Below are 23537 nucleotides of genomic sequence, written 5' to 3'. Positions count from 1 at the left end.
GCGTCGATGACGGTATGGCTTGGGCGAGCACTGGTTAACGCTGTTGATGGATCGCAACAGGCAAAGAGAGGCTACTCTTCGGCTTATGGGTTAGTCGCTTCTACTGCGGAAAACGTTGTAGGATCGGTGGTCCAGTTGGCAAAGGAGCTAGAGGAAAATGAGGTCTCCCTTGTGGGATTTGATTGGCTTCTGCCTACGGACGAGATGCAGAGAGAATTAACGTCGGAGGAAGCCGAGCTTGTTGCAGGATTGAATGCTTATCCAGTGCAATTTAAGGAATTTCACTGGTTTAAGTCAGCACCAAATGAGGGTATTTGATATTGCTGTCGACCGCCCCGGCCTGCGCACCATCGCGCAACCCGAGCGCCTCGGTGAGCTTGGCGCGGCTGTCGGTATAGACGGCCGCGCTGGTCCTGGCCCTGCTGATCGCGACATAGACGGAGGCCGCATCGACGGTGTTGGCCCTGAACGATTCCAGATGGACCAAGACCCGATCGCACGTCGCGCCCTGGCTGGAATGGATCGTCCGCACCCACCCCGGTCGGACGTGCCGGTCGGCGAGGTGGGCGAGGTCGAGCATGTCGCGGCGCCTGTCCTCGCGCTCGACGACCATGCTCGCGCCCTGCGGGTCGATCGCGACCACCTCGGCGGTGTCGCCATTGTGCCGCTCGGCCCGATAGTTTCGGCCCCCTTCAGCTTCTTATCGCGGCTGGCGTCGGCCATGATCGTGCTGCCGTCCACCGCCAGGTCGCGCCCCACTACCAGCCCAGCCGCGGCGCACCGCGCGACCACCTGCTCGAACAGCAGGCGATGCAGGTCGCAGGCGCGGAACCGGCCATGCCGGTTCTTGGAGAAGGTGGATGCAAAAAAAGTTGAAGCACGGCTAAGAGCCATTGAGAGGCCCTAAGAGGGTTTTAAGAACTGTTGTAGAATGCCTTTCTACAACAGCAGCCCCTTGACCCCCATCCTGATTTCTGTGCCTACAGCCCAAAGGGCTACCCCATCCCCGATGGGGCATGACGATCGAACCCTCGATCCTTTCACTTCGATCTTTATCGAGGTCAAAAGGCGAGGCCCGTTCCATGCAAGACCCTACTACTCGTCAGGTTGAATTGTTTCTGAAAGCCAAGCGCCCTAGGTCGGCGCTCACGATTGCTATTCTGCGTGGATTCCCGTGGTGGCGGCTGTCCGGTGGCGTGGTCGGGCTTGCAGCACTCGGACACTTCAATCCGTGGGGCTGACGATCGGACTTCTTGCCGCCTCGTCATCCCGGTCGATCTCGATGGTACAGCGCACCGTCTTCTTCGTCTTCACAGCTTTCGTGTAGCAGGCTTGCACAGCCGTGCGATTGGCGGTGATGATCCGGTCAGCCGCCGCAATGTTGGCGAAAGCATCCGGCGCCGCGGCCCGCATGCGGCGCTCTACCGCTGGGGCGTGAATGCGGGCACGTGGAGCGTCTCGACCGGCTACGGCTATGACGACATCTCGCGCGTCAACCAGCTCAACCACGGCTTTGCGGGCGGCGTGCACAACGTCCAGACGGGGTTGGCCTATAGCCCGGCGGGTCAGATCACCAGCCGCACGCGCGACAACGATATCTATGCCTTCAACGGCTATGTCAGCGTGACCCGCGACTATCAGCGCAACGGGCTGAACCAGTACACCAGCGCGGGACCTGCGGTGTTCGGTTACGATGCCAACGGCAACCTGATATCCGACGGGGCCACGGCGTACGGCTACGATATCGAGAACCGGCTGACCTCCGCGTCGAACGGCGCGCAGCTCACCTGGGATCCGACCGGGAGGCTGTGGCAGACATCGGGCACAGGATATGGCACGCGCCAGTTCCTGTACGACGGCAGCGCGCTGGTCGCGGAGTATGACGGTTCCGGCGCGATGCAGCAGCGCTACGTCCATGGCGACGGCGATGACGTGCCGCTGGTGCAGTTCGCGGGCACGCAGGTGTCGAGCCCTTCCTACCTGTTCACGGACCATCAGGGCTCGGTGGTGACGCTGACCGACGCCAACGGGGCGGCCGTTTCCATCAACCGCTATGATGAGTACGGAATCACGCGCAACACCGCCAATGGCGACGTCGCGCCGGTGGGACGCTTCGGCTACACCGGCCAGGCGTGGCTGCCCGAACTGGGCATGTACCACTACAAGGCGCGGATCTATTCCCCCACGCTCGGCCGCTTCCTCCAGACCGACCCCATCGGATACGATGACCAGATCAACCTATACGCCTATGTCGCAAACGATCCGGTGAACCGGACAGACCCTAGCGGCCAAGACGGTGAGGACATCGTTGTTCGCGGTAGGCGGCTACCCTCAATTACACTGATCCCGCCAATTCTTATTCCTGGAACGGCAACGAACCGAGCGTGGGCGCAGCAAGCGGCTAAGCAGACTCAACAGGCATGGAACAACCTCAAAGAAAACGGCGGCGCATGCTATTGGTTTTGGATAAGTTGCAACGAGAGTGATGAGCCGAGTGAGGGCGCAACTCCCGGTCGGGAGACGAAAGGGCCTACTAAGCAGTTCGAGAAGCCAGGTGGCCTACAAGAGGCGAACGAAGATTTCGATAAGTCGAAGCCGCAGAACGTGTCCGATAAGGGAAATGGCATTCGGGTAGGGCCGATGCCAGACGGCAGAACAATCATTGTGAGGCCGAGGAGCACGGATGGACGCCCAACAGTGGAGGTCCGGCGGCCCAATGGCCGTGGATATGAGGTGCGATATGGTCCAAGGACATGATGAGAGTGGCGCGGAGGTTTTTCGAAACATTTCACTTGATAACCCTGCCGGAATACCGAATCTTCTCACTATATCTGATGATAAAGATTCTTTAACAATTCGGTGCTCCTTTGAGGAACGCGGTACGTATGAAATTGTAATCAATGATGTCTTCTGTTATAAGAAAACGGAAGAAAGGTTTATGCTATCAACTGTAGAAATGATGCATAGATCTAATAATCTTGGCAGCTTTGCTGTTTCTGTAAGTGCATCAAGGCTTGTGAAATGGTTGGAGGAGGAGTCACTCGGCACGACCGTCGGCTTGAGCATGTCGCATATCAAGCTGTTTTTTTCTCAAGATATTGTCGATATTATATTAAGTGACGACGCAATGCGTGGCATCATAGTAGCACGCCTTTGAAGGCGGTGTTCTCTTTGTCGACTGCCCCGGCTTGCGCCCCATCGCGTAGGCCGAGGGCCTCGGTGAGACCGGCGCGGCTGTCGGTGTAGACGGCCGCGCTGGTCTTGGCCCTGCTGATCGCGACATAGACGGACGCGGCGTCGACGGTGTTGGCCCTGAACGACTCCAGATGTGCCAAGACCCGATCGCACGTCGCGCCCTGCGAGCTGTGGATAGTCCGCACCCAACCGGGCCGGACATGCCGGTCGGCGAGATGGGCGAGGTCGAGCATGTCGCGCCGCCCGTCCTCGCGCTCGACGACCATGCTTGCGCCCTGCGGGTCGATCGCAACCACCTCGGCGGTGTCGCCATTGTGCCGCTCGGCCCGATAGTTGTTGCGGGTGAACTGGATGCGGTCGCCCTGGCGGAACTCCTGCGCGACCTCGGTGAAGGCCTCGGCGACGTCCGCGCCCCACCGGGCGGGTTGCTGGCCGATGGGCTTGGGGGCGGTGCGCGCCTTGGCCGATTTCTCGGGCATGAGCCGCACGGTGCCGGTCGCGGGGTCGACGGCCTCGACGCGGTGCCCGACGCCGGCACGTGGGCGGCCTTTGCCGCCCTTGCGGAACGTGACGATGTCGCCGGGCTGATAGCTGGTCGCGAGCCGGGCCTGCGCCCTGGTGAGGCCGCGCGGCTCCACGACGCTTGCGACCGTCGCCTCCTCGCCGAGCGTGCCGTCGGTAGCCAGCGCGGCGCGGATGGCGTCGGTCAGCTCCTGCCGGCCCTGACGGGTCGGGTCGAGCACCAGCGTCTTGGCCCTGTCATCGCGGGATAGCGCGGCGAAGTCGCGGGCGAGGACGGCCTGACGGGTCTGGGTGTCGGGCTGTTCGATGATGCGCCCGCCCCCGGCATCGAGGGCCGCGAACGCCTTCGCGGCGTCGCCGGCGAGCATGGCCTCGACGGCCTCGCGGGTCTGATCGTCGGTCTGGCGGACGATCTGGTCGAGGACGAACGTCGCCATGCCGTGGTCCTGGAGCTGGCCGAAGGCGCGGCCGGCCTCGACGCTGCCGAGCTGGTCGACATCGCCGACGAGGACGAGCCGGGCGCCCTCGGCCTTGGCCTGCGCGGCTGGTGTTCATCGACGAGACCTGGACGGCGATTAACATGACGCGCAGCCACGGCCGCTGCCGGCGGGGCGAACGGCTGCGGATGGGTTACCCGCACGGCCATTGCAAGACGACCACGCTGGTCGCGGGCCTGCGCATGACGGGCATGGCCGCGCCGATGGTGCTCGACGGCCCGATCAACGGCGACTGGTTCGAGGCCTATGTCCGACAGGTTCTCGTTCACGACCTCAGAGCCTGACTCATAATTCGAGCTTTGCGAGGCGGCGGTTCATTCGCCTAATGGAGGCGATGATGAGCCATGCTTCGGTTGAGGCGATGGAGGCCTCCCAGTCTTTGGCAAGGCGCCGGCATCGGTTGAGCCAGGCGATGATGCGCTCGACCACCCAGCGGCGGGGTAGGACGACGAAGCAACGGACATCGGAACGCCTGATGATTTCTATGGCGACGCGATCGAGATGCGCGATGGCAGTTTGCAGCTTCTGTCCGGCGTAGCCGCCATCGGCGAAAAAGCGGGCGAGCAAGGGATATGCGTCCCGGCATCGCTCGATGAGACCGGGCGCGCCGTCACGGTCCTGGATGTGGGCCGGATGGACCAGGGCATCGAGCAGGTTGCCGGCCGTATCAGTCACGATGTGGCGCTTGCGACCCTTGATCTTCTTGCCGACATCATAGCCGCGCGGCCCGCCCGCTCTGGTGGTCTTCGCCGACTGGCTGTCGATAATACCTGCAGTCGGTTCGGCCCGGCGGCTCTCCGCCACCCGTGTGCAGGCCACCAGCACCGCGTTAATCGCGTCGAGCAGACCGCTGTCGCGCATCCGGTATAAATGATACTGCACCGTCGTGAACGGCGGGGAGTCCCGAGGCAGTTGCGCCCACGGGCACCCCGTCGCCGCGAGATACTGGATCGCGTTCCACAGATCCCACCCCCGATGCAGGCGTGGACGTCCCACCTTCGTCGTGCGGGCCAGCAGTGGAGCGATGATCGCCCATTCCCGGTCGGTGCAGTCGCTTGCGGAGCGCAGCGCTCGTCTGTCATGCTCGCAGCGAGCGGTTTCCGTCCAGCTCATGTGATCTCCGTGGTCTTCGCAACCCCGGTGAATCACAACTGGCTGAAATCGCTCAACTCAATTTTCGGTCGGCCTCTAAGTATATCAGGTGACATTGTTGCTTAGTAGAATAGAAGATTTTTATAAGTTCCGCCCTGTGATTTAGGTCACTCTTTGTCTTACCCAGTCGATTTGCGTGATGCGGCGTTCGCCGTGACGTCGTTCAAGCTGCACGACAATGTCGACTACCCGATCAATATAGGCGAGGATATCGTCGCGACGAAGCCGAGCGCCGGATTGCAGCACCAGCAGCACTAGCTGCTCGATCGCCCCCGTGGGCGTGTCGGCATGGATGGTCGTCAACGAGCCCGGATGACCGGTATTTATAGCGCGGAGGAACGTGGACGCCTCAGCGCCTCGGAGCTCGCCAAGGATTATTCGGTCGGGTCGCAATCGCAACGAGGCGATCAGCAGATCTTCCATCGTCACGTTTGCCTCGCCCAAGCCGCCGCGAGCTGCGACCAATCCAATCGCATTCTTGTGCCGCAGCACCAGCTCTGGCGTGTCCTCGATCAACACCAGGCGTTCGGCTGCATCGATCTCGCGGAGCAGAGCATTAAGGAAGGTGGTCTTGCCGGTCGAGGTGCCGCCAGAAACGACGATGGTTTTCCGCGCGCGAACCGCAGCGCGCAGGAAGGCGCCCCAATCACGCGCCTCATGCAATCGGGCTAGTTCCTCTTCAATAGGATCAGCGGCGTCAGCGCCCGATGTGCAGGCAAAAGCACCATCTTGCTCGTAGTCGGCGATCGACAGATCGGAGGAGACATGCTTGCGGATGGCAATGGCCATGCCTTCTCGCGTTGCCGGGGGCGCAACGATCTGGACACGGGCGCCATCGGGAAGCCGCGCGGCCAGCAAGGGATGCTCACGGCTGATCCCCTGATGGGTCAGGCTCGCAACCTGCCGCGCCAACCGCCAAAGCTGCGCCTCGGTGATTTCGGGTGCGATGTGCCGCTCAAGCCTACCATGCAGCGTTTCGATCCATAGTTCGCCGACGCGATTGACGTAGAGATCGGTGACATCCGGACGGGCAAGCTGCTCAAGAAAAGGCGCAAGATAGACGTCGAGGTAGGCCGACGCACTCATTGAGACGAGAGCTGGCCGGCGGTGAGACCGGAGAAATCGAGATCGCGTGCGACAAACACGTTGAGCGCCGCACCTTGCTTGACGGTGATCTTGGGGCGGTAGTCGTTGGGAATCAGCCCCTGCCCTAAGTTTGAGATCGGCCCCGATGGGATGCCGACCACCACCGACCCCGACCGAGGTCGAGACGCAAGGTTCACGCCCACAGTCAGCGCGGATTGTAGCACGGCACCGGCAAAGCGTTGGAGGAAGAAGCTGTTCACCTTGCCAGGAATGCCGCTGCCGCCGAGTTGGTCGGCCGCCGGCGAGCCAAGGCGGATGGTCACACCGTCGGGGCGAACGACACGCGTCCAGGTGACGAACACCCGGTTCTGCCCGGAGCGCACTTCTGACTGATACTCACCGACAAAGCGAGAGCCACGCGGGATGAGAATACGGCGGCCGTCAAATCCACGCGTGTCACGCGACGCGATTGCCCTTACTAGGCCGGGCTTTGCGGTATCGATCGGGGTTTCAAGGGCAATCGGAATCTGCGTCCCGATCGGTACGACGTCGGTGCGGCTCACCATCGCAGTCGCTTTGGCGGGAGCATCTTCGAACCCGCCCGTGCCGTTTCGTCCTGCATTTGCCCCGGCGGCGTTGGAAGTCTGCGTCACTCCACTCACTGCGACGGCCTCTGCGCCTAGATCGAATACGACCGCACCTTGCGGTTTCTTTTCGCGGGTCCGCTCCGACGGAGCGGGCGGAGACGAGGGCACGAACGGTGCTGGTTGCGCCGGCATGATAGCGGGTGTCGTCGTATCAGCTGCAGGCGGCGGGTCGTTACGAACCGGCGGGAGCACAGGCGCAGGCGACGTTATGATGACGGCTGCCGGCGCTGGCGGGGCAGAATCAGCAGGGACAGGCACACGCAGGGGTGGCGGAGGCGTGAAGCCATCGGCTTGTGCCAACGTTTGCGGGATCGACACCCGCCGCTGGCGTTGGCCGTTAAGGACAACGAACAGGATCAGGGCCAGCGTAACGGCGCCCAGCGCGATCACAGCTCCGGGTAAGCCCTGCCGGGGCAAGCGCACCACAGGCCGGGGATCGTGCCCAATTGGCTCCGCCGACGGTTTCGATGGTTCGCTGCGGCTCATGGCCGAGCCTTAATAACGATCCGCGTGGCATCGGCGTGGACCTTTCCGAGGCGGAAGACATATCGCCTAGCGACGCCCTCAATGACATAATCACCATCGACCATGCGGCCGTTGACGAGAGCTTCGCGTCCCCGCTCGTCGATAGCGAAAATCGCTGGTAGCGAAGTCTTGAGGTCCCAGGTGATAGTCGTACGCTTGCCGTCGTCGCTCATCGCGATCGGATAAAGCGTCGTGTTGCCCTTGAGGCGATAATCCGCTTCGCGCCTGACCTTTTGCGGACCACCCGGCTGGCCGGCAGGATAGGAGAAGCGCAGGACGAAGGCTCCACCTCCCCCGCCTCCATCGGCGCTGATCACAAACACATAGCGTCGCTGATCAGTGACAATCATCATGTTCGTCGTGTTGGCGGAGCCCAAGGGCTTCACGACCACTCGATTGCCCGAGCGGTTCGGCGTCACTTCCCAGCCAGCATCATTGCCGACGACGATGGTCTCGACCCGTTCATCGCCAGCAAGTTCGACGATTGCAGCATAGCCGCTCCCCACGCGGAGATCAAAGACGCGTCCACTGTCATAGGCCATTGTCTGGATACGCGGATCGGCCGGCATAGCGAAGGGCATCGGCACGGACGGCATTCCCGCCTGCGGAACTACTGCGAGAAGGGCAAATGCAGCGAGCATCATGGCTGCTGGCCTGTCACGGGCACCGCCGGAATAGCGGAGCCGGGGCCAAGCGGCGAGCCCATCGGGATTTGATTGGCTAGAACTTCCCGCTGCGCGATGAACTGTCCACCAACGCCGCCTAGCGCGCGCTCCGTCGACATCCGGCGTGGGACAGGCGTCCGGGTTGGCATTGGCGGACTGACGCGGGTTTCGATCACGGGCATCTCGGCAGGCACACTAGGCGTGCTCACGACCGGGACGGGCGCGACGACTTCGGGCGCAGGCGGTGCTTCGGCATCGCGGCGATAGCCAGTGACCTGGAAGCCGAGCGGGTTCACCAGCCGGTCGCCGAACGCCATCGGCGCATCCGAATAGCGAAAGCGAACGACCGAGATCCAGGGTCGCGGTGCCTCTGCCTGACCATTACGATCGACGCGTTGGGTATCGAAACGCACAAGGCTGACGCCGGACTGCAGCCGGGAGACGCTTTTCACGCGCACCGAGATCAGTGTGCCACCCGGCAGCGACTGGATCGGACTTGCTGGATTGGTAGCGGCGATGCCGGACAGGTAGGACGCACGGGCACGGCCTGCGGACCATAAAGCAACACGGCGATAGTCAACCTGGAGCGTTGCGCGGTCGAAGCCTTCTCGTGCCGACACATACTGCGCGAGATAGGCATCGGTGAGCGCCGCATCGGCAGAGACCCGCTGAGGTGTGTTGGGATCGAGCGCTTGCACAAACCCGGTCTGCCGATCGACAAGCAGTGTGATCGGCTGCACCGTCTTGAGCGGCGTCAGCATGGCAAGCGCCACCGCTTCGAAGGCCGCGGCGCCGACGGCGATGCCTGCGATAGTCCAGGCGATCTGTTTTGAGCGTGAAGTTCTGGCGCGGGAATCCTCTGCCCAGCTGCGCGCCTCTTTGAAGTACGTCTCGCGCTCGGTCATGCCGCTCCGTCCCGCCGCATAGCGCTGCGTGTCTTTCGTGTCATCGATCGGCGACCTGAAGGGCCAAGTGCCGCCGACGGTGATGCGGCACCCTGCCCGCGGGGGGCCTCCAGCGGCTGACGCCGGCTGCTGCCCCCGGTCGACACTGCTTCGCCGGCGGCAATCGCAACCTGCTCGCGTCGCATAGTCCCGGCAAGAGCATTGGCCACGCCTTGCGCCCGGGGCGGCGCTCGAGCAGGTTCCGTCGCACTCTTTCCACTGTCGCGTGCCGCTGGCGCCGTCGAACTCAAACGTTCGCTGAGACTGCTGTGCGAGCGCTCGGTGCTCAACGTATCCTGACGCTTGAGCGTGAAGCTAAAGGCGCCTGCCATTCTGGCCGCTGCCCAGATGGCTGTCAGCATGACCAATGTGAAGGCAAGCACGATGGTGGTCAGCGCCTGGGGATCAATGACCGTGACGCCCCGCTCGACCGCCTGCAGGTGGGCAAGTTCGCTTTCGACCAGCAGCAGATCGAGTGCGGTGACGATCGTCGCGCCAAGCAGCGCCAATGCGGCGCCGGCAAGCGCCCGTACCCAGCCGATGAAGAGGCCGAGCGTTGCATCGAAGAGCAGCGTCATGATCGCCAATGGCGCGATCGCGAGCAGCAAGCCCGCCACGAGACGCAGCGCGCCGGCGATCCCCAACGTCGAAACGACAAACCAGGAGGCTGTTTGCGGCAACGCCGCCTGGCCGAGCGGGCCGAAGCTGGGTTGCTGCTGTTGCTGCGTCCTCTGAGGTGCGCCTCCCTGCACCGCGCTGGCTCCTCCCTCCGGTGCCGCTTGTGGGACCAGCGCCGGATTGACGCTCGAGCCTAGCCGGATCGTGTCATAGGCCTGCTGGATCCGGACATCGAGGCTCTCCGCCGACAGACCGCTGGCGGGCAGCAGGACCGCAGCAAACTCGCTCGGTGCATTGACGGCGACGCGGTAGACGAAGATCTGAAAGGCAGGCCACCCGGTCGCAAGGGTCAGCACCATACCAAGCCGGATCGCCCAGCCGATGCCATCGCGCATGGTGGGAACAGAGCCCAGCAGGAAGCGATAGCCGATCAGTGCCACGAAGATCGTGACGAACCCGGTCATCATACCAGCAACCATCGGACCGCCGGCAAGCGCCTGATAGCCGTTTTCACCCAGCGCCTGCGCCTGGCAGGTCAGGAAGCTCGACAGGCGTAGCGCTACGCCAGCATCGGCATCAGGAAGCGAGCAGGCAATCATGCGACTGCCGCCAGCAGTCGCGGCATCCACAGCGCCGGATCATCGCCGACGTCGGCACGGATAGCATCGAGCGCGCGTACAGACCGCTCGCGTCCAGACAGGATCGTCAGCAGATCGCGATCCCCCGACAAATCAAGACGTGCGACGACGCTGTCCTGGCCGTGCTTGATCAGGAAGGCGCGCGCATTGTCCGGCATGGTGCGGACAAGGTCGTACTCATGCGCTGTCAGCCCGAACCCGGTCATATAGTCGCGGGCCTGCGCTTTGGGATTGGGCATGAAGATCTGCGTTGCCGCCTGTTCGACGATTGCCGAGGCGATGCGACTGGATAACGCATCTTCGGCGCTCTGCGTCGCAAATCCGACGATGCCGTTGCGCTTGCGAATGGTCTTCTCCCAATCGCGAATTCGGGCGGTGAAGACCTCGTCGTCGAGAGCCTTCCAGCCCTCGTCCACTACGATGATCGAGGGCGTCCCATCGAGCCGCTCTTCCACCCGGTGAAAGAGGTACATCATCGCGGGCGTCCGCACGATCGGATCGTCGAGAATCCGGGTCATGTCAAAACCGACGACACGCTCGGCGAGATCGGTGCGATCGTCCGCATTGTCGAACAACCATGCGCGCTCGCCGCTGCCCCACCACGGCGCCAGTCGCGACGCGAGATCGCCGCCTTTGGGTCGCGCCTGACCGCGCAGCAATTGGGCGAAGTGCGCCAGCCGACGATAGGTGCGCGGGGCTTCCATATTGGCATCCACCGCCTCGACGATCCGGGCCATATCTTCGCTATCGAGTGGACGGACAGGATCGGCGACGAGGCGCGACAGCCAGTCGACTAGGAAGCGGCGGTTCTCCGCCGTGTCATCAAGCAGCAGCGGGTTGAGTCCCGAAGGCGCGCCAGGGCGCAGCACATCGTAGCGCCCGCCGATGGCACGCAGGAACAACTCGGCGCCGCGGTCCTTGTCGAAGAAGACGATACGGACGTCGTACTTGCGTGTCTGAGCGAGCAGGAAGTTCAGGACAACCGTCTTGCCGGTGCCCGACGGACCGATAACGGTGAAGTTGCCGAGATCGCCATGGTGGAAGTTGAAATGGTACGGACCCGCTGCGGTTGTCTCGAGCACCGTCACTGCAGGCCCCCAGTGATTGCCTTCGGCCTTGCCGACAGGAAAGTTGTGCAGGCTGGCAAGGCTGGCGAAGTTGCGGCTGGCGACGAGACCGCGGCGCGGCACGTAGCTGAAATTCCCTGGAAACTGGGCCCAGAACGCCGGCTCCAGTGCCATCTCTTCACGCACCGCGACAAGACCCAGATCCGTGAGCGTGGCCTGCACCTCGGCAACGCCGTCATCGACCTGCGGCAGTGTATCGCCGAGCACTGCAATGGTCAGGTGATGCTCCCCGAATGCGGCACGCCCCGCAGCGAGATCGTCGCGGGCGCTCCCGAGCTCTCCACGCAGGCTCAGCGCCTCATCATCGGCCGCGCGCATGCGGCGCAGCGTCAGGTTGACCCGACCGAGCGCTGCCTGGCGGTCGACGAAGCCGAAGCTTTGCGTGACGGTCAGTTCGAATGGCAGACGCAGCAACTCGTCCAGCATGCCGGGACCGGTCTGCCCGGGATAATCCTTGATCGAGAGGATCGCCTGGAAGCTGCGCGGCGCCTCGCCAGTCGCTCCCAACTCGACCGTATCAGCGCCGAAACTGACCCGGCGTGCGGGCAGATACTGGCCGACGTCACCTTCCGGCAGTCTGACCGGGCGGAGTTCGCCGTTGTATAGCCCTGAGAGATACTCCAGCACCTCTGAACATGGCCCGCCCTTGCCATCGTAGCTGCCCAACAACCTGGCGCCGTAAGCGCCGAGCGCGGCGAGCAGCGCGTCACGCGCCGCATCGAGTGCCCGTAGTTCGGCACTCTCCTCGGCCGCATTGGAGGCTCCTCCCCGCCCGAGCCATCGACCGATACGGTCGGCGATACCGCCGTGCCCCTGCAGCGGTCGACGTAGGATGCAGAGGAACAGATCGTTCGAGAATAGCCGCTTGGATGCAAGACGATCGCGCCAGGCCGCATCGACGCTGGCGCTAAACGCATCCGGGAACCGTGCTTCGAGCAGCGGCTCGACCCGCCGGCGGATTACATGATGATAGAGCGCGAAGCGCGACGATCCGATCGTCTGCAACATCGCGTCGCGTAATGCCTTGCGATAATTGATCTCGGCAGTGTCTGCAGTTTCGAACAGCAAACCGTCGAGCATCAACACCTGCATCAGCCGGCCATCGCGCAGCATGACGGTATGGTCGTCGATCTGTGCGAGATAGGGCAAGTGGTCGCCCGCCGGCTTCTCGCGTGCCCAGTCCTGCGCGGCTTTGTTCACGGACGGTAGGCGTTACAGCGCCACAGACGATAGTTGGGCACGCGCGGGCAACGCCGCACCTTGACCAGCCACAGGTCAAAGATGCGTGGATCACGGAGGCAGGCGACCACGCCGATGGCATGGACCAGCACTACCGACAGCAGCACCCATACCGACTTGAACACGAGGAACAGTTCCGTCGTGAGGATGGCATTGCCGATGGCAAAGCCGTAGGTCACGCCGAGCAACATCTGCGGGCGGGTTAGCCCGACGAACAACACGTCGCGATCGAGGCTCTCCAGGTCAGTAGCCAACGCTCGACGCCGACTGTATGCCGCCGACGATACTGGCCGCCCCGAACAGGATGAAACAACCGAGGATCACGGTGGCACCGTAGCGCCAGTTCATGCGACCGGTCAGCATGAGCAGGCCGACGGAGGCGACAGCTATGACCGCGATCACGGTTGCGACGGTGCCGAGCAGCGTGCCCTGCAGCCAGTGGACGGCACCGACGACGGGTCCGGACCCGGCGGGATCGGAGAAACTGTCCTGAGCCGTGACCGACGCCGACCAGGTCAGCGCGGCAAGGCTCCCCAGAATTGAACGGCTCTTCAGCATGTATCCCCCCTTGCACCGGCGGTGCGCTTTATATCCCTCACGATAGATGGAACACGTCAATCGTGTTTCGAGCAACCTTCCACATTTTGTCCCATCACAGCCTCCTTATCTCAGCGCGGGAAAAGGTTAGGGGAGCTGTCTTGTGGACGCACAGGCACTGACGCGCCCGCGTATGGATCATAGGGCACCGGTGGGGGCACAGGAGCAACGTACGCTGGGAGTACCTCGACCGCTGGAGACAAAGAATCTTTAGAATCGACACTGCTCATTTCTATCAGGCCATCGGCGATCAATCGCGACGAAAATAGGATGAAGCAGCCCATGATTGCCGCGACGCCATTTCGGAACGGCAGGCGTCCACGTAACATCGCCATGCCGATCGCTGCAACCACAAGAACGGCTATTGCCGTTCCAACCGTTCCAATCATTAACTCGGTGGCCCAGTTAACAGCCGCCACAGGCGAGGATGGAAGCGAATCCACGATCATTATGCCCCTCCGGTAGACTACTTCTTACTCTGCAGCCAGCGCTTAACTGCGCCGTGGTGCAATGGAACCTGCCTTGATCCAAGATCTGCCGACCGCATAGTCTCGGATGATAAACTTCGGAATATCAGGCAATTTAAATAATTTAGGCACACACCTATTGCTATCCAAGAGTGTCGTTGCGGGCATTCTACGCGAAGCGACGTAGGATATGCTCAAATCAGACTCAGAGATTCGGATATGGGTTCATTGCGCATCGCGACTATTGCTCTTTGACTTTCGCCCATAAGCTCGGCTAGCAATTCAGCAGATATTTGGGAAGATCGAGATGATCAAAAGTGCGGCAGCGGTTTTTGCGCTTTTTATACCCCCGTCTGCGATGTCTCAGACGACGACCTACAAATATGATGCATTGGGACGCTTGGTATGACCTGCTCCCCGTTTTCAGGCCGCTGATAACTTAGCTTCGGTGTCCATATGCCCCTGGCGGGGGCGGTTCGTAAACTCGGCGGGTGCCATCCCGCCAAGACTGCTGTGCGGACGCACGGTGTTGTAGTCCGTCCGCCATGCCTCGATGATCCGTCTCGCCGCAGCCAGCGAGGGGAACAGATGCTCGTTCAGGCACTCGTCGCGCAAGCGACCATTGAACGATTCCACAAAGCCGTTCTGCTGCGGCTTGCCCGGCGCGATGTAGTGCCACTCGACCCCGGTGTCCTGGCACTAGGTGAGGACGGCGTGACTGGTCAGTTCGGTGCCATTGTCGCTGACCACCATGCACGGCAGCCCGCGACGTTCGGCGATGGCGCTTAGTTCGCGAACGACCCGCCGGCCCGACAGCGAGGTATCGACGATGCACGCCAGGCACTCCCGGCTGTAATCGTCGATGACGTTCAGCATACGGAACCGCCGGCCGCAGGCCAGTGCATCTGATACGAAGTCGAGCGACCAGCGCTGGTTGGGTTCCCGCGGGATCGCCATCGGCGCCCGTGTGCCCAGCGCGCGCTTGCGGCCGCCACGCTTGCGCACCGTCAGTCGCTCCTCCCGATATAGCCGATAGACCTTCTTCAGGTTCATGCCATTGCCCTCACGCTTGAGCAGGATCGCCAGCCGTCGATAGCCGAACCGGCGTCGCTCGTTCGCGATCTCGCGCATCCGCACGCGGACAGCATCGTCCTGCCCGCGAAGCGGCTCATATTGCCATGCCGACCGGTTGACCCCGATCAGCCTGCAGGCGCGACGCTCGGAGAAGCCATGATCGGCCATCAGCTTCTCCACCGCAGCGTAGCGCTCCGCAGACCGGGTCAGTTTTTTCCCAGCAGATCCTTCAGCGCCGACACGTCCAGCATCGATTCCGCCAGCAGCTTCTTCAGCCGGCGGTTCTCGTTCTCGAGAGCCCGCAACCGCGCCGCCTCCGACACGGTCATCCCGCCGTACTTCGCCTTCCAGTTGTAGAACGTAGCGTCACTGATCCCGTGCTTCCGGCACAACTCGGCGGTCTTCACGCCGGCCTCATGCTCGCGCAGCACGCCAATGATCTGATCCTCGGTAAATCGGCTTCGCCGCATCGCTCATCTCCATCTGACGAGCTAACTTACCAATGGCATGATTTCTGGGGAGCAGGTCACTTCTTGAGGGCCGTGACAACAATGTCATCCTCCTGCTTTTGCGGCAACCGTGTTTTGCCTACATTAAAATGTCAATCTATCCTAATACTTGCTACTGCATACTCAAGAATGATGGAATAACACCAGTTAGCCACAGGATTATCATCGTTGTGCCGCCGAGGCATAGCCATGCCCAAACTAAAACAGGATGACTATGCATTGCAATTGCAATCCTCGATTTGCGGAGGAAAATGATAACTATCCCCCATAAAAGAAGAGAGAGCAGCAGAAAAAAGGATAATATGATAGCCATTTCGCTTTACTGCATATAATTAGTGATGATTTCAGGCAGGACCGGAGCAATCGGCTTGCGTGACGGCATACAAGTCGGAGCTGTTGATGATATTTTATTCACGGGCAGTTCTTCATCGGATGAGCGCCCTGAGATGAAGGTACTTCTTGCACCAGCCACTTGCCCCGGAGACGGGCCACTACCTTTTTAGCGAAAGCCTGAGCATTCTCGGAATTATCACCCGTCGAAAATCCTAGTGCAACTTGGTATCTCGTAAGACCTAGATTTCCTGCCGTCATACCAATCCCACCACTCCCTTCAATACCAACATTAATGGCGCGGCCATTGGTGGATAGCTGGTCCGCAACTTTTTTTGCTTGATCAAGCTCAGCTTGAGTCCTTGAGCTATTATCTATGAATGTCATTTGCTCCTGATCTGCAATCGACCTCAACATACTCAAAAATGAACTTACGCCACTATCATCTTGCAGGCATAGCTGAACAATTTTGAATGGTCGTTGCCCTTGAGAGCATCCTGATAGAATCCAGCTAATTGATAGCACAGAAACTAAGATCGTAAGTTGGCGAAGGCCTCGGCTTTCTTTAATGCGCTGCGCTATCATCGCCATCCTACCTCAAGCTGGATGCGACGGGGCTGCACAGTTCTTGCACAGCGTTCGCAACTGAGCCAAAATATGCCAGCCCTACTACATCATTCAAGAATGGATCATTCCCCGACCCTGTTCCTGTTATCGTAATTCTAGACCACCCAGACTCCAAGGGAGCCACCTGCATAACTACTGACCCTGGATAAAACTGGTGTGTCGGAAGGGTCGTATTAGTGATCGTCATCCGTCCCGGATCAACGCTCTGCGATATTGGATTGTTACCTGTGAGAGTTATCCTTGGCGTGAAGCCATTCCTGGCCGCGGGCGATCCTGGTGCACTCATTCCAGGTGCTTTCAACTTGTTGAAAGCGCTTCCTGCCGAACACTGAACATCACGATTGATCGTATAGTTATGAGGCTGTCCATTCTGCGGCGTCCGTGTTCTCGGTTGTGACGAAAAGTTGGATCCGCCCCCTGTTCCCAAGCCCCATCCCCCGGTAAAACCACCGTTATTTGCAAATGGAGATTGGTAATCCGGTATTTCGACGCATGATCGCCTACTGTCAGGTATAATATAGTCAGCGAAAGACCAAGTAAATGGAATAATAAAACAGAACTGTCTTAATCCAGTTGGATCAACCTTGTTGATCGGGTCACTGCCGACATAGTTATACCAGTTCACGCCATCCGCGTATCCAATCGGATCGGTCTGCATGAAGCGGCCGAGCGTCGGTGAGTACACCCGCGCCTTGTAGTCGTACATGCCGATCTCGGGCAGCCACTTCTGCCCGGTGTACTGGAACAGACCGAGATTGTTGGTGCCGGGGATGCCGTACTCGTCGTAGGTGTTGATCCGAATCGCGTTGCCCGCGTTATCGCTCAGTGAGACTATGGAACCGCGCTCGTCCGCATGGAGATAACGACGGTCGTTCGTACTCGCACCTTCGTACCAGACCAATGGCTCGTTATCGCCCGGGCCGTAAACATAGCGCCGCTGGATGCCGCCGTTGATCTCCGACACTGCCCGCGTACCGACATAGTCGAGGTTGCTTCCAGGCTTGATCGTCAGCAGCCCCATCGGGTTATGATAGAAGAACTGGCCATTCCCCCAGGTCAGTGCATTGCGCGTGTTGTAGCCGAAGCTCGAACCGTTGCCCGCCGAGGTCACATTACCACGGGCGTCATAGGTCGGGATCACCGGACCGGACTGGGTATACTGGTTGAGCCCGTTAGCGGTATAGGGTCGATCGACGTTGTAGTGACCGGTGAAAACGTAACCGTCGTTTGATACGCTGCGCGTTGCGATCTGCCCCGCCGGATTGTAACTGAAGCCATAGCTGACATCGGCGCTGCCGCCGGCGAGATCCTGCGTCAGTTGGTCGAGCGCCAGCGCGCCGTCGTGATGGTAGCTCGTCGTCGTACCGTTGCCGCGTGTCAGGCTCGTCCGTCGTCCCAGCGTATCATAGCCGAAACTCGCCAGCGCAAAGCCGCCGTTCTCGCGTACCGCCGTCATCGCACCGGTGTTGAGATAGTCATAGGTGACGAAGAACCCGTCGCCCCATGTCTCGCGCGTCATCCGCCCGGCGGCATCATATTGCAGAGCGTTCGACGACAGGTTGCTCGACTGCGACACCGTCCGTCCCAACGCGTCATAGCCGAAAGCGTTGTACCAGCCGTTCTGGTCCTGCGCCCGGGTCAGGCGACCAAGCAGGTCATAGGTGTAGCTGACGTCCACCTCCGCGACATTGCTGTTCGGGTTGTCGTCATACACCCGGCGCCCAAGATTGTCATAGCCGTAGCTCAGAACCTGTCCGTCGCGCAGGCGCCGGCTGGTGACATTGTCTGCCGCGTCATAGGCCAGTTGCTCGTAATCGCCGCCCGAAGCCGCGCCGGCCCCCTTTTGCGCTACCGGGTACCGCGTCACGGTTAGCCGATCGAACCCGTCATATTCGTACGCTGTACGATTGTTCTCGCCATCCGTTACGCTCGAAGTTGCGCCGTTGGGCGTATAGGCCGTCGTTTCCGTCGACACATCGGCAGTCTTGTAACCGCGCTCGACAATCGTTGGCTGGTCCGCCGCATCATATTGCTGGCGCGTAATCCGATCGGGGCCGAAACTCGCCGAAGTGCCGAGATCGCAGGCCGAGCCTGGCAGCCAGCTGAACGCGCTGGGGTTCATGCGTACTGCGACGCATTCGGGCCGGCCGAGATCGTCATAGTCGTATTGCGTCACCGCCCGTATGACGCCGCCAGCGCTTACGGTATCCTTCACCAGATAATCCCAGGCGTCGTAATCCGTCGCCTTCGTCTGCGCGACCACGAAGCTGTCGAAGGCATTCACCCCCGTCGAGGTCACTGTGCCCGACTCCGTCTGCGTCAGCTTGCCCACCGTGTAGGTGTAGCGCGCCGCCCGCCGTGGCAGAGGCCCGCCACCGTCCGGATCCACGTCGATGCTACCGGTCAACCGCCTGTCAGAATTCCATTGGAAATGGCGTGTGTCGTCACTACCGGGCAACGGTCCATCGACCGATACGACGTTGTCGAAGGCATCGTAACCATAGGTCTGCGTCGAGGAGACCGAATTATCACCAGCACGCACGGTGACTTGGGTGGGCAGCAGGTTAATGCCGCCGGCGGCGACGGCATACTGAATTTCGGTCAGCGTCTCCGCTGATGAGCCATAACATGTTGCCGCAACACCACATTGACGTACCGATGTCAGCTTCCAAACGGGCGAGTCCGCGTTGACCAGATTGCCGCTCGTGTCCTTGATCTTCGCGTAGAGGGCTGTGTAGCCATAGTCGATCGTTGGCCGCGCCTGCCCGCCAGATGGTGCCGGGAGTTCGACCTTTGTGGCTTCGGCATGATCGGCGCTGTAGGTGTAGTCGGTACGATTGCCGCGCGCATCACCGGTCCAAAGTGGTTTCAGACAATATTTCAGACTTTCGACCGTGCAGTTGGTGACATAGCCCGCGTTTGTGACGACATCCGCAGCGCCACTGCCGGGTTTGGCCGAGGATCGTGTCTCGACTACTCGGCCAACAGGATCGAAGGACAGCGTGGTCGCATTGCCTTCGGGATAGGCAGTTCGATAAAGTCGGCCAGACGAATCATAGGCATAGGTTGTTGTGTTACCGAGGCCATTGGTCTTGGAATCTAGGCGGGTAACGTTGTCGCCGGTGTGAGCGATGTTGTAAGTCGTCGATTTACCGTCGGCATTGGTAACGGTGACCGCCTCGTTCGCTCCTGACAAGGCATACGTGTAAGCGGACGTCTTGCCATTGATCGTGAGCGTGTGGACCCGATTGTCGGGGTACTTGCCGATCTGAATATTGGGATTACCGGCTCCGTCCAGGTTGATACTCGATACGCCTGCGCCGGTGACCGTCGCCTGGTAACTGGAATTTGGCGATTGGAAGATTTTGTGAACCACGCCGTTTGCGTCGGTGGACTGCATCACCTGCAATTCGGGCCAACCCTTGGTCAGGTTGGAGCAGCTGTCGGCGTTCGGATCACAATAATCCTCGCCAAGATTAATCGCTTTCACCCCGACCAGCTTGTTGAATTCGGAACCGGGGCTATTCGAGGCATAGATAGCCTTCAGCATAGCTCCCGTATTTGTCGTGAACGATTGCACCCGCTGGTAGGTAGTTCGTTGACAATTGGGATTATCCAGTCCGAAGCGTCCCCCGCCGGTACAGTTCTGCTCAAGAACGGCGACTCTATAATGAGCGACCTGAGACTGGCCATTTGCGCGAACTATCTTCTCCAATCGCGCGGTCGATCCGTCGGCAGCAGACCCACTTTGCGTCATGCCCCTAGTTCCGGCGAGCACCGGGGTGAACTCGTATCGAGTACCGTCCGTATTCGTGTACTTCACCTGGCCATCGGCAAACCTCGTCAGCGTCGACCCGTCCGGAACGAGTGGAGTGTAAGTGATGTCTCCACCAGATTGGCCATAATTTACAAACCGGTAAGAATTACCATCTATGAAGACAAATGCATTGAAGGTATTTGTACGAACCAAATTAGTAAATGTTGTTTCCTCTACAGTGCCGTTCCAGACATTGCTGAAGCTTACATCGCCGAATGCGATGCCTTTCGATCGATTGATATATCGCCCAGACGCCACATCAACGCTGTTAACGTCTACCACCGGAGTAGCTGGAGGCAGATCGCTATTCGATTGGGCAAATGCCGGAAATGTCGCGCTCCCCGCCAATATGGTCGAAATGCAGAGAATGGACCGCCGAAGACCACGGCGCTTTCTTTCAATCAACATCGATTGCCTCCCGATAAGATGCCGGTACCGAATATTCAGCAGTCGCAGAGTTTCCTGCGCTTAATCACGCGGCCGGGCGCAAAGTATCAGCCGATAGGACTGTCGCTTCGTCAGTCCGAGAAAGGTGTTGATGCCGCTACTGTGGCGGAGCCGTATTCGGCGAACCGCTGACCTTTACGTTGATGCGATTGTCTGCCTTGTCATGGTTGTAATCGGTAGTAACTCCGTTATTTACCGATCCTAACTTCACGACTTTCACGAGCCGACCTTTGGCATCGTACGTATACGTTGCTGTCTCGGAGGCAAGCGCGAATTCAGAAGATGACGCAAGGAGCATAATCACCATTGCTCTAGACAATGTGTCCATAATATTCTCCGGTCAGCCGTTCCACAGCTGTTATTCTGATGCTGCTCCTCGGCAAATAAATTAGCAAGTCGATTCTCGACATATTTATCGCGACTGCTGATTTTATTTTACCATGCAGCTTGGTAAGCACCACATTAGCCATCTGTCCAACACAGCAGAACGACGAAGTTCTTTCTCATGCAGTCTTAACTGGTTGTTTTGACGTGGTATTGATTGCTTGAAGTTAAGATTATCGATCATATCCAAGATGATGACGCCCGCCCGGGGTGACGGCGGAGACGAAGATCGTAGGGAAGTGGTCATGGTGGGTAACGACGCAACGCCAGTCCTCCTGGCGGCCGAAACTGATCTGGATGCGGCTGCGCTGCCGATTCCCCGGTGCTTGACGCCCACTCGACGCCTTCGAATCAAGGGGTCGTCCTTGCCCTCGGCAGGATCGATGAGGACATTGAGGCCGGTCAATCAGTCGGCGGAAAGGTCCACGAACAAACATGACTTTGACATATTGAACGTTCCACAAGATCTGCCGTCACAGGAACGCTAAGCGCTGTCTCGGTTCTCCGGGCAGCCAATCCTGTGGCCGCCCTTGGGCGGCCATCGCTCTTTCTTGGGTCGGTCCGTAAGAATTCCTTGCTCTGCATGAAACGAGCTCTCTTACACGTGTACGGAGGTGCGGGTTGAGCATGGCGACCGACACGTTGATCAGCGGGAGCAATCTCCCTTTCTATTATCGAGCGGCGTGCACGCCCCGTCCGCCATGCAGGATTTCAATTCGGCAATGAGCGCCACGCCGGCCTCCGGTGTGCTCGGCTCTACAATGACAGCGTGTTTTCATCTGCGCCTTGTGCCATAGCGGTGTGGCTTGGGCATGGCTTGAACACCATCCTTGGCCCGCAAGTGCGGTCGAATGCTGGGTCCCCGACTTCCGTCGGGCGGCCCGCGAAATACAAGACCTTGCTACCGTTCGTCGGTGCGGGGAATACGTGGGGCGCGGTTACCAGTGTTCCCGCGTGTTCAACCGTCCCGGCTACGGGCGATTGATGGAACGCGCGCCATGTCCTTGATCAAAAGCTTGTTTACGAGGATATGCTGGCGCCAAAGCCCTCCACAGGGTTCGTCCGGCAGCGGTTCGGCTAACCTTCAGATTGAAGCGCTGGTTCAGGCACATGGCGACTGGCTGGCACTTCTGGCCACGATATTGGAACGCGAACGCGTAATTACGGGCACCGAACTCGCCCGCACCCTGTCCGAATTCGCCGCCCATACGGCCGAAGATCGTCCTGCCGAGGGGCAGATCCTTTCATTTTGGGCGTCTCGTTTGCACGAGATTACAACGACCGTCAGCGAATTCCCGTCCGTTCACTAGGACTATCCTGCGAAGTCGCTTTCGTAGCCGATCGCTGAGGTGCGTTTGAGTTCGGCCTGCCTTGAGAGTGAGCATCCGGTCACGCGGCGCGGCCGTCCGAACGCGACGAGTGTGGTGTGTTTGCGCGACGCCAGAACTCGTGCGTGATGTGCGTCATCGAGGGTCCCGTCCGCAGTTATCCGTTATATGGAGCCGAATCAGTCCTAGTTTCGGGTGATATCGAGAGCATGCTGACCAATGAACCGGCATCACGCCATGTCGAACAGACGCCCGCAATTGCTACTTCAGATGGTAGCGCATCGGACCGCATTGCCCTCCTGACCGATCGTCAGCTGTCTTATCTCCGCCTTGTGCTTCAGAACCGCAACTCGAAGGAGATCGCAGCGGTTACGGGTAGCAGCCACCGGGCGGTCGATAAGCAGCTGTTAAAGGCCAACAATGTTCTCGGTGTGTCGACCCGTTTTGATGCCGCGCGGCTCTTGGCGGATTATGACGGAGGGGTAGAGCCTTTACCCCCTGCAAACGACCTACCTTCCGCGCCACCAACTTTCCCGCTTCCCCTCCCGTTGCCGACCGCTGGGGCGGCAGCGAATATGCTCACCTGGAAGCAGGTTGCCTTTTGGACCGCGATCATCTCGATCGTGACTCCCTTGGGCCTGACTGCGGCCGGCATGGCGATTGTAACGCTGCTCCTCGTGCTCGGGCTGAAACCACTGTGATGGGCGCTCAGTGCCCAAGGAGGCCTTATGCAGTCACTTTCGAACACAAGCCGGATCATCGCGGACGAACTGCGCAGAGCGGAACGATCAATCAATCTAGCCACACGCGATACGGCGCAATTTCTGCTGACCACGCTGGAGGCGACGGAGGCTCACAGCCTATCCGCCGCGATGACCCAGAGCACAGTGAAGGCGACGGTCGCGGCGCTGTCGGCCCTTGTCGATGGTCAGGATCAGATGGCAATGCGAGCGCATCTGTTTGTCGAGAAGGTCGGACGCCAACTGGGCCTGACGGAGACGAACTGGGGCGAGAATTTGCCAAAGCCTTCATCTGCTTCGAGCGAGGAGATCGAGTCTCCGTATATTGCCGAGGTTATGTCACCGCAAGGGTAACGGCGGGC

The 23537-nt window shown here is 60.2% G+C and carries 20 protein-coding genes and 4 pseudogenes; 8 read left to right on the top strand and 16 right to left on the bottom strand.

Annotation, left to right across the window (positions count from 1 at the left end; genetic code table 11):
- The first annotated feature begins 6 nt into the window (after window positions 1-6).
- A complete protein-coding gene (locus LRA87_RS16905) occupies window positions 7-318 on the top strand; it encodes a hypothetical protein (RefSeq protein ID WP_230781773.1) in 312 nt (103 codons plus the stop codon).
- Here LRA87_RS16905 and LRA87_RS16900 read toward each other — a convergent pair.
- Both LRA87_RS16900 and LRA87_RS16895 read right to left on the bottom strand, forming a co-directional pair.
- Complete coding sequence (locus tag LRA87_RS16900; RefSeq protein WP_230781772.1) at window positions 290-643, bottom strand: hypothetical protein; 354 nt, start codon at window positions 641-643, stop codon at window positions 290-292. The two genes, LRA87_RS16905 and LRA87_RS16900, sit on opposite strands and share 29 nt — an antisense overlap.
- A gap of 38 nt (window positions 644-681) precedes the next feature.
- Window positions 682-861: pseudogene (locus LRA87_RS16895) on the bottom strand (IS1182 family transposase); the annotation flags it as partial.
- 155 nt (window positions 862-1016) lie between these two features.
- Here LRA87_RS16895 and LRA87_RS16890 point away from each other — a divergent pair.
- The 3 genes from LRA87_RS16890 (at window position 1017) to LRA87_RS16880 (ending at window position 3157) form a co-directional block, all read left to right on the top strand.
- A complete protein-coding gene (locus tag LRA87_RS16890; protein ID WP_230781770.1) occupies window positions 1017-1241 on the top strand; it encodes a hypothetical protein in 225 nt (74 codons plus the stop codon).
- A gap of 91 nt (window positions 1242-1332) precedes the next feature.
- Window positions 1333-2757 (top strand): RHS repeat-associated core domain-containing protein, encoded by a 1425-nt coding sequence (locus LRA87_RS16885; RefSeq protein WP_230781769.1) that lies wholly within the window; start codon window positions 1333-1335, stop codon window positions 2755-2757.
- Complete coding sequence (locus LRA87_RS16880) at window positions 2741-3157, top strand: hypothetical protein (RefSeq protein ID WP_230781768.1); 417 nt, start codon at window positions 2741-2743, stop codon at window positions 3155-3157. Before LRA87_RS16885 ends, LRA87_RS16880 begins: the two co-directional genes overlap by 17 nt.
- Here the strand turns inward: LRA87_RS16880 and LRA87_RS16875 are convergent.
- Window positions 3138-4196 (bottom strand): annotated as a pseudogene (locus tag LRA87_RS16875) (AAA family ATPase); the annotation flags it as partial. The gene LRA87_RS16880 and the pseudogene LRA87_RS16875 overlap by 20 nt on opposite strands.
- A 38-nt stretch (window positions 4197-4234) precedes the next feature.
- On the opposite strand from LRA87_RS16875, the pseudogene LRA87_RS16870 reads away from it, so the two are divergent.
- Window positions 4235-4492 (top strand): annotated as a pseudogene (locus LRA87_RS16870) (transposase); the annotation flags it as partial.
- A gap of 7 nt (window positions 4493-4499) precedes the next feature.
- On the opposite strand, the gene LRA87_RS16865 reads toward LRA87_RS16870, so the two are convergent.
- From LRA87_RS16865 to LRA87_RS16805, 13 genes and pseudogenes are all read right to left on the bottom strand, one after another.
- Entirely contained in the window at window positions 4500-5327 is an 828-nt protein-coding gene (locus LRA87_RS16865) for an IS5 family transposase (protein ID WP_230781767.1), read from the bottom strand.
- A 141-nt stretch (window positions 5328-5468) separates the two neighbouring features.
- Window positions 5469-6452 (bottom strand): P-type DNA transfer ATPase VirB11, encoded by a 984-nt coding sequence (gene virB11 / locus LRA87_RS16860; protein ID WP_230781766.1) that lies wholly within the window; start codon window positions 6450-6452, stop codon window positions 5469-5471.
- Complete coding sequence (locus LRA87_RS16855) at window positions 6449-7018, bottom strand: TrbI/VirB10 family protein (protein WP_230781765.1); 570 nt, start codon at window positions 7016-7018, stop codon at window positions 6449-6451. The genes virB11 and LRA87_RS16855 overlap by 4 nt, the downstream gene beginning before the upstream one ends.
- Before the next feature lie 563 nt (window positions 7019-7581).
- On the bottom strand, window positions 7582-8268 hold the full coding sequence (locus LRA87_RS16850) for a TrbG/VirB9 family P-type conjugative transfer protein (RefSeq protein ID WP_230781764.1): 687 nt from the start codon (window positions 8266-8268) through the stop codon (window positions 7582-7584).
- Window positions 8265-9194 (bottom strand): virB8 family protein, encoded by a 930-nt coding sequence (locus LRA87_RS16845; protein ID WP_230781763.1) that lies wholly within the window; start codon window positions 9192-9194, stop codon window positions 8265-8267. The genes LRA87_RS16850 and LRA87_RS16845 overlap by 4 nt, the downstream gene beginning before the upstream one ends.
- On the bottom strand, window positions 9191-10480 hold the full coding sequence (locus LRA87_RS16840) for a type IV secretion system protein (protein ID WP_230781762.1): 1290 nt from the start codon (window positions 10478-10480) through the stop codon (window positions 9191-9193). Before LRA87_RS16840 ends, LRA87_RS16845 begins: the two co-directional genes overlap by 4 nt.
- A complete protein-coding gene (locus tag LRA87_RS16835; RefSeq protein WP_230781928.1) occupies window positions 10447-12729 on the bottom strand; it encodes a VirB4 family type IV secretion/conjugal transfer ATPase in 2283 nt (760 codons plus the stop codon). The genes LRA87_RS16840 and LRA87_RS16835 overlap by 34 nt, the downstream gene beginning before the upstream one ends.
- Before the next feature lie 83 nt (window positions 12730-12812).
- Window positions 12813-13109, bottom strand: a complete 297-nt coding sequence (locus LRA87_RS16830; protein WP_443024903.1) for a type IV secretion system protein VirB3 — start codon at window positions 13107-13109, stop codon at window positions 12813-12815.
- Window positions 13099-13413 carry a TrbC/VirB2 family protein gene (locus tag LRA87_RS16825; protein WP_230781761.1) on the bottom strand — a complete coding sequence of 105 codons (315 nt, stop codon included), beginning with the start codon at window positions 13411-13413 and terminating at the stop codon, window positions 13099-13101. Before LRA87_RS16825 ends, LRA87_RS16830 begins: the two co-directional genes overlap by 11 nt.
- A gap of 110 nt (window positions 13414-13523) precedes the next feature.
- Complete coding sequence (locus LRA87_RS16820; protein WP_230781760.1) at window positions 13524-13901, bottom strand: TrbC/VirB2 family protein; 378 nt, start codon at window positions 13899-13901, stop codon at window positions 13524-13526.
- A 441-nt stretch (window positions 13902-14342) separates the two neighbouring features.
- A pseudogene (locus tag LRA87_RS16815) lies at window positions 14343-15463 on the bottom strand (IS3 family transposase).
- 450 nt (window positions 15464-15913) lie between these two features.
- A complete protein-coding gene (locus LRA87_RS16810) occupies window positions 15914-16423 on the bottom strand; it encodes a hypothetical protein (RefSeq protein WP_230781759.1) in 510 nt (169 codons plus the stop codon).
- Between the two features lies 1 nt (window position 16424).
- Window positions 16425-20684 (bottom strand): RHS repeat domain-containing protein, encoded by a 4260-nt coding sequence (locus tag LRA87_RS16805; RefSeq protein ID WP_230781758.1) that lies wholly within the window; start codon window positions 20682-20684, stop codon window positions 16425-16427.
- A 1421-nt stretch (window positions 20685-22105) separates the two neighbouring features.
- Here LRA87_RS16805 and LRA87_RS16800 point away from each other — a divergent pair.
- From LRA87_RS16800 to LRA87_RS16790, 3 genes are all read left to right on the top strand, one after another.
- Complete coding sequence (locus LRA87_RS16800; protein WP_230781757.1) at window positions 22106-22417, top strand: hypothetical protein; 312 nt, start codon at window positions 22106-22108, stop codon at window positions 22415-22417.
- A gap of 227 nt (window positions 22418-22644) precedes the next feature.
- Window positions 22645-23136, top strand: coding sequence for an RNA polymerase subunit sigma-70 (locus tag LRA87_RS16795; protein WP_230781756.1), 492 nt, complete (start codon window positions 22645-22647; stop codon window positions 23134-23136).
- A 27-nt stretch (window positions 23137-23163) separates the two neighbouring features.
- On the top strand, window positions 23164-23529 hold the full coding sequence (locus LRA87_RS16790) for a hypothetical protein (protein ID WP_230781755.1): 366 nt from the start codon (window positions 23164-23166) through the stop codon (window positions 23527-23529).
- Window positions 23530-23537: the final 8 nt, after the last annotated feature.

The sequence above is a fragment of the Sphingomonas sp. Leaf37 genome (genome assembly GCF_920939475.1).
In the GTDB taxonomy this organism is placed as follows: Bacteria; Pseudomonadota; Alphaproteobacteria; order Sphingomonadales; family Sphingomonadaceae; genus Sphingomonas.
The sequence above is the reverse complement of the archived record's forward strand: the minus strand, read 5'-3'. Positions and strand labels throughout refer to the sequence as shown.

Bases quoted from the DNA above. Each gene is read 5' to 3' on its own strand.
- LRA87_RS16905 (WP_230781773.1), top strand. From the start codon at position 7: ATGACGGTATGGCTTGGGCGAGCACTGGTTAACGCTGTTGATGGATCG.
- LRA87_RS16890 (WP_230781770.1), top strand. From the start codon at position 1,017: ATGACGATCGAACCCTCGATCCTTTCACTTCGATCTTTATCGAGGTCA.
- LRA87_RS16880 (WP_230781768.1), top strand. From the start codon at position 2,741: ATGGTCCAAGGACATGATGAGAGTGGCGCGGAGGTTTTTCGAAACATT.
- LRA87_RS16865 (WP_230781767.1), bottom strand. From the start codon at position 5,327: ATGAGCTGGACGGAAACCGCTCGCTGCGAGCATGACAGACGAGCGCTG.
- virB11 (WP_230781766.1), bottom strand. From the start codon at position 6,452: ATGAGTGCGTCGGCCTACCTCGACGTCTATCTTGCGCCTTTTCTTGAG.
- LRA87_RS16855 (WP_230781765.1), bottom strand. From the start codon at position 7,018: ATGGTGAGCCGCACCGACGTCGTACCGATCGGGACGCAGATTCCGATT.
- LRA87_RS16850 (WP_230781764.1), bottom strand. From the start codon at position 8,268: ATGATGCTCGCTGCATTTGCCCTTCTCGCAGTAGTTCCGCAGGCGGGA.
- LRA87_RS16845 (WP_230781763.1), bottom strand. From the start codon at position 9,194: ATGACCGAGCGCGAGACGTACTTCAAAGAGGCGCGCAGCTGGGCAGAG.
- LRA87_RS16835 (WP_230781928.1), bottom strand. From the start codon at position 12,729: ATGCTGCGCGATGGCCGGCTGATGCAGGTGTTGATGCTCGACGGTTTG.
- LRA87_RS16825 (WP_230781761.1), bottom strand. From the start codon at position 13,413: ATGCTGAAGAGCCGTTCAATTCTGGGGAGCCTTGCCGCGCTGACCTGG.
- LRA87_RS16820 (WP_230781760.1), bottom strand. From the start codon at position 13,901: ATGATCGTGGATTCGCTTCCATCCTCGCCTGTGGCGGCTGTTAACTGG.
- LRA87_RS16810 (WP_230781759.1), bottom strand. From the start codon at position 16,423: ATGGCGATGATAGCGCAGCGCATTAAAGAAAGCCGAGGCCTTCGCCAA.
- LRA87_RS16805 (WP_230781758.1), bottom strand. From the start codon at position 20,684: ATGTTGATTGAAAGAAAGCGCCGTGGTCTTCGGCGGTCCATTCTCTGC.
- LRA87_RS16800 (WP_230781757.1), top strand. From the start codon at position 22,106: ATGTCCTTGATCAAAAGCTTGTTTACGAGGATATGCTGGCGCCAAAGC.
- LRA87_RS16795 (WP_230781756.1), top strand. From the start codon at position 22,645: ATGCTGACCAATGAACCGGCATCACGCCATGTCGAACAGACGCCCGCA.
- LRA87_RS16790 (WP_230781755.1), top strand. From the start codon at position 23,164: ATGCAGTCACTTTCGAACACAAGCCGGATCATCGCGGACGAACTGCGC.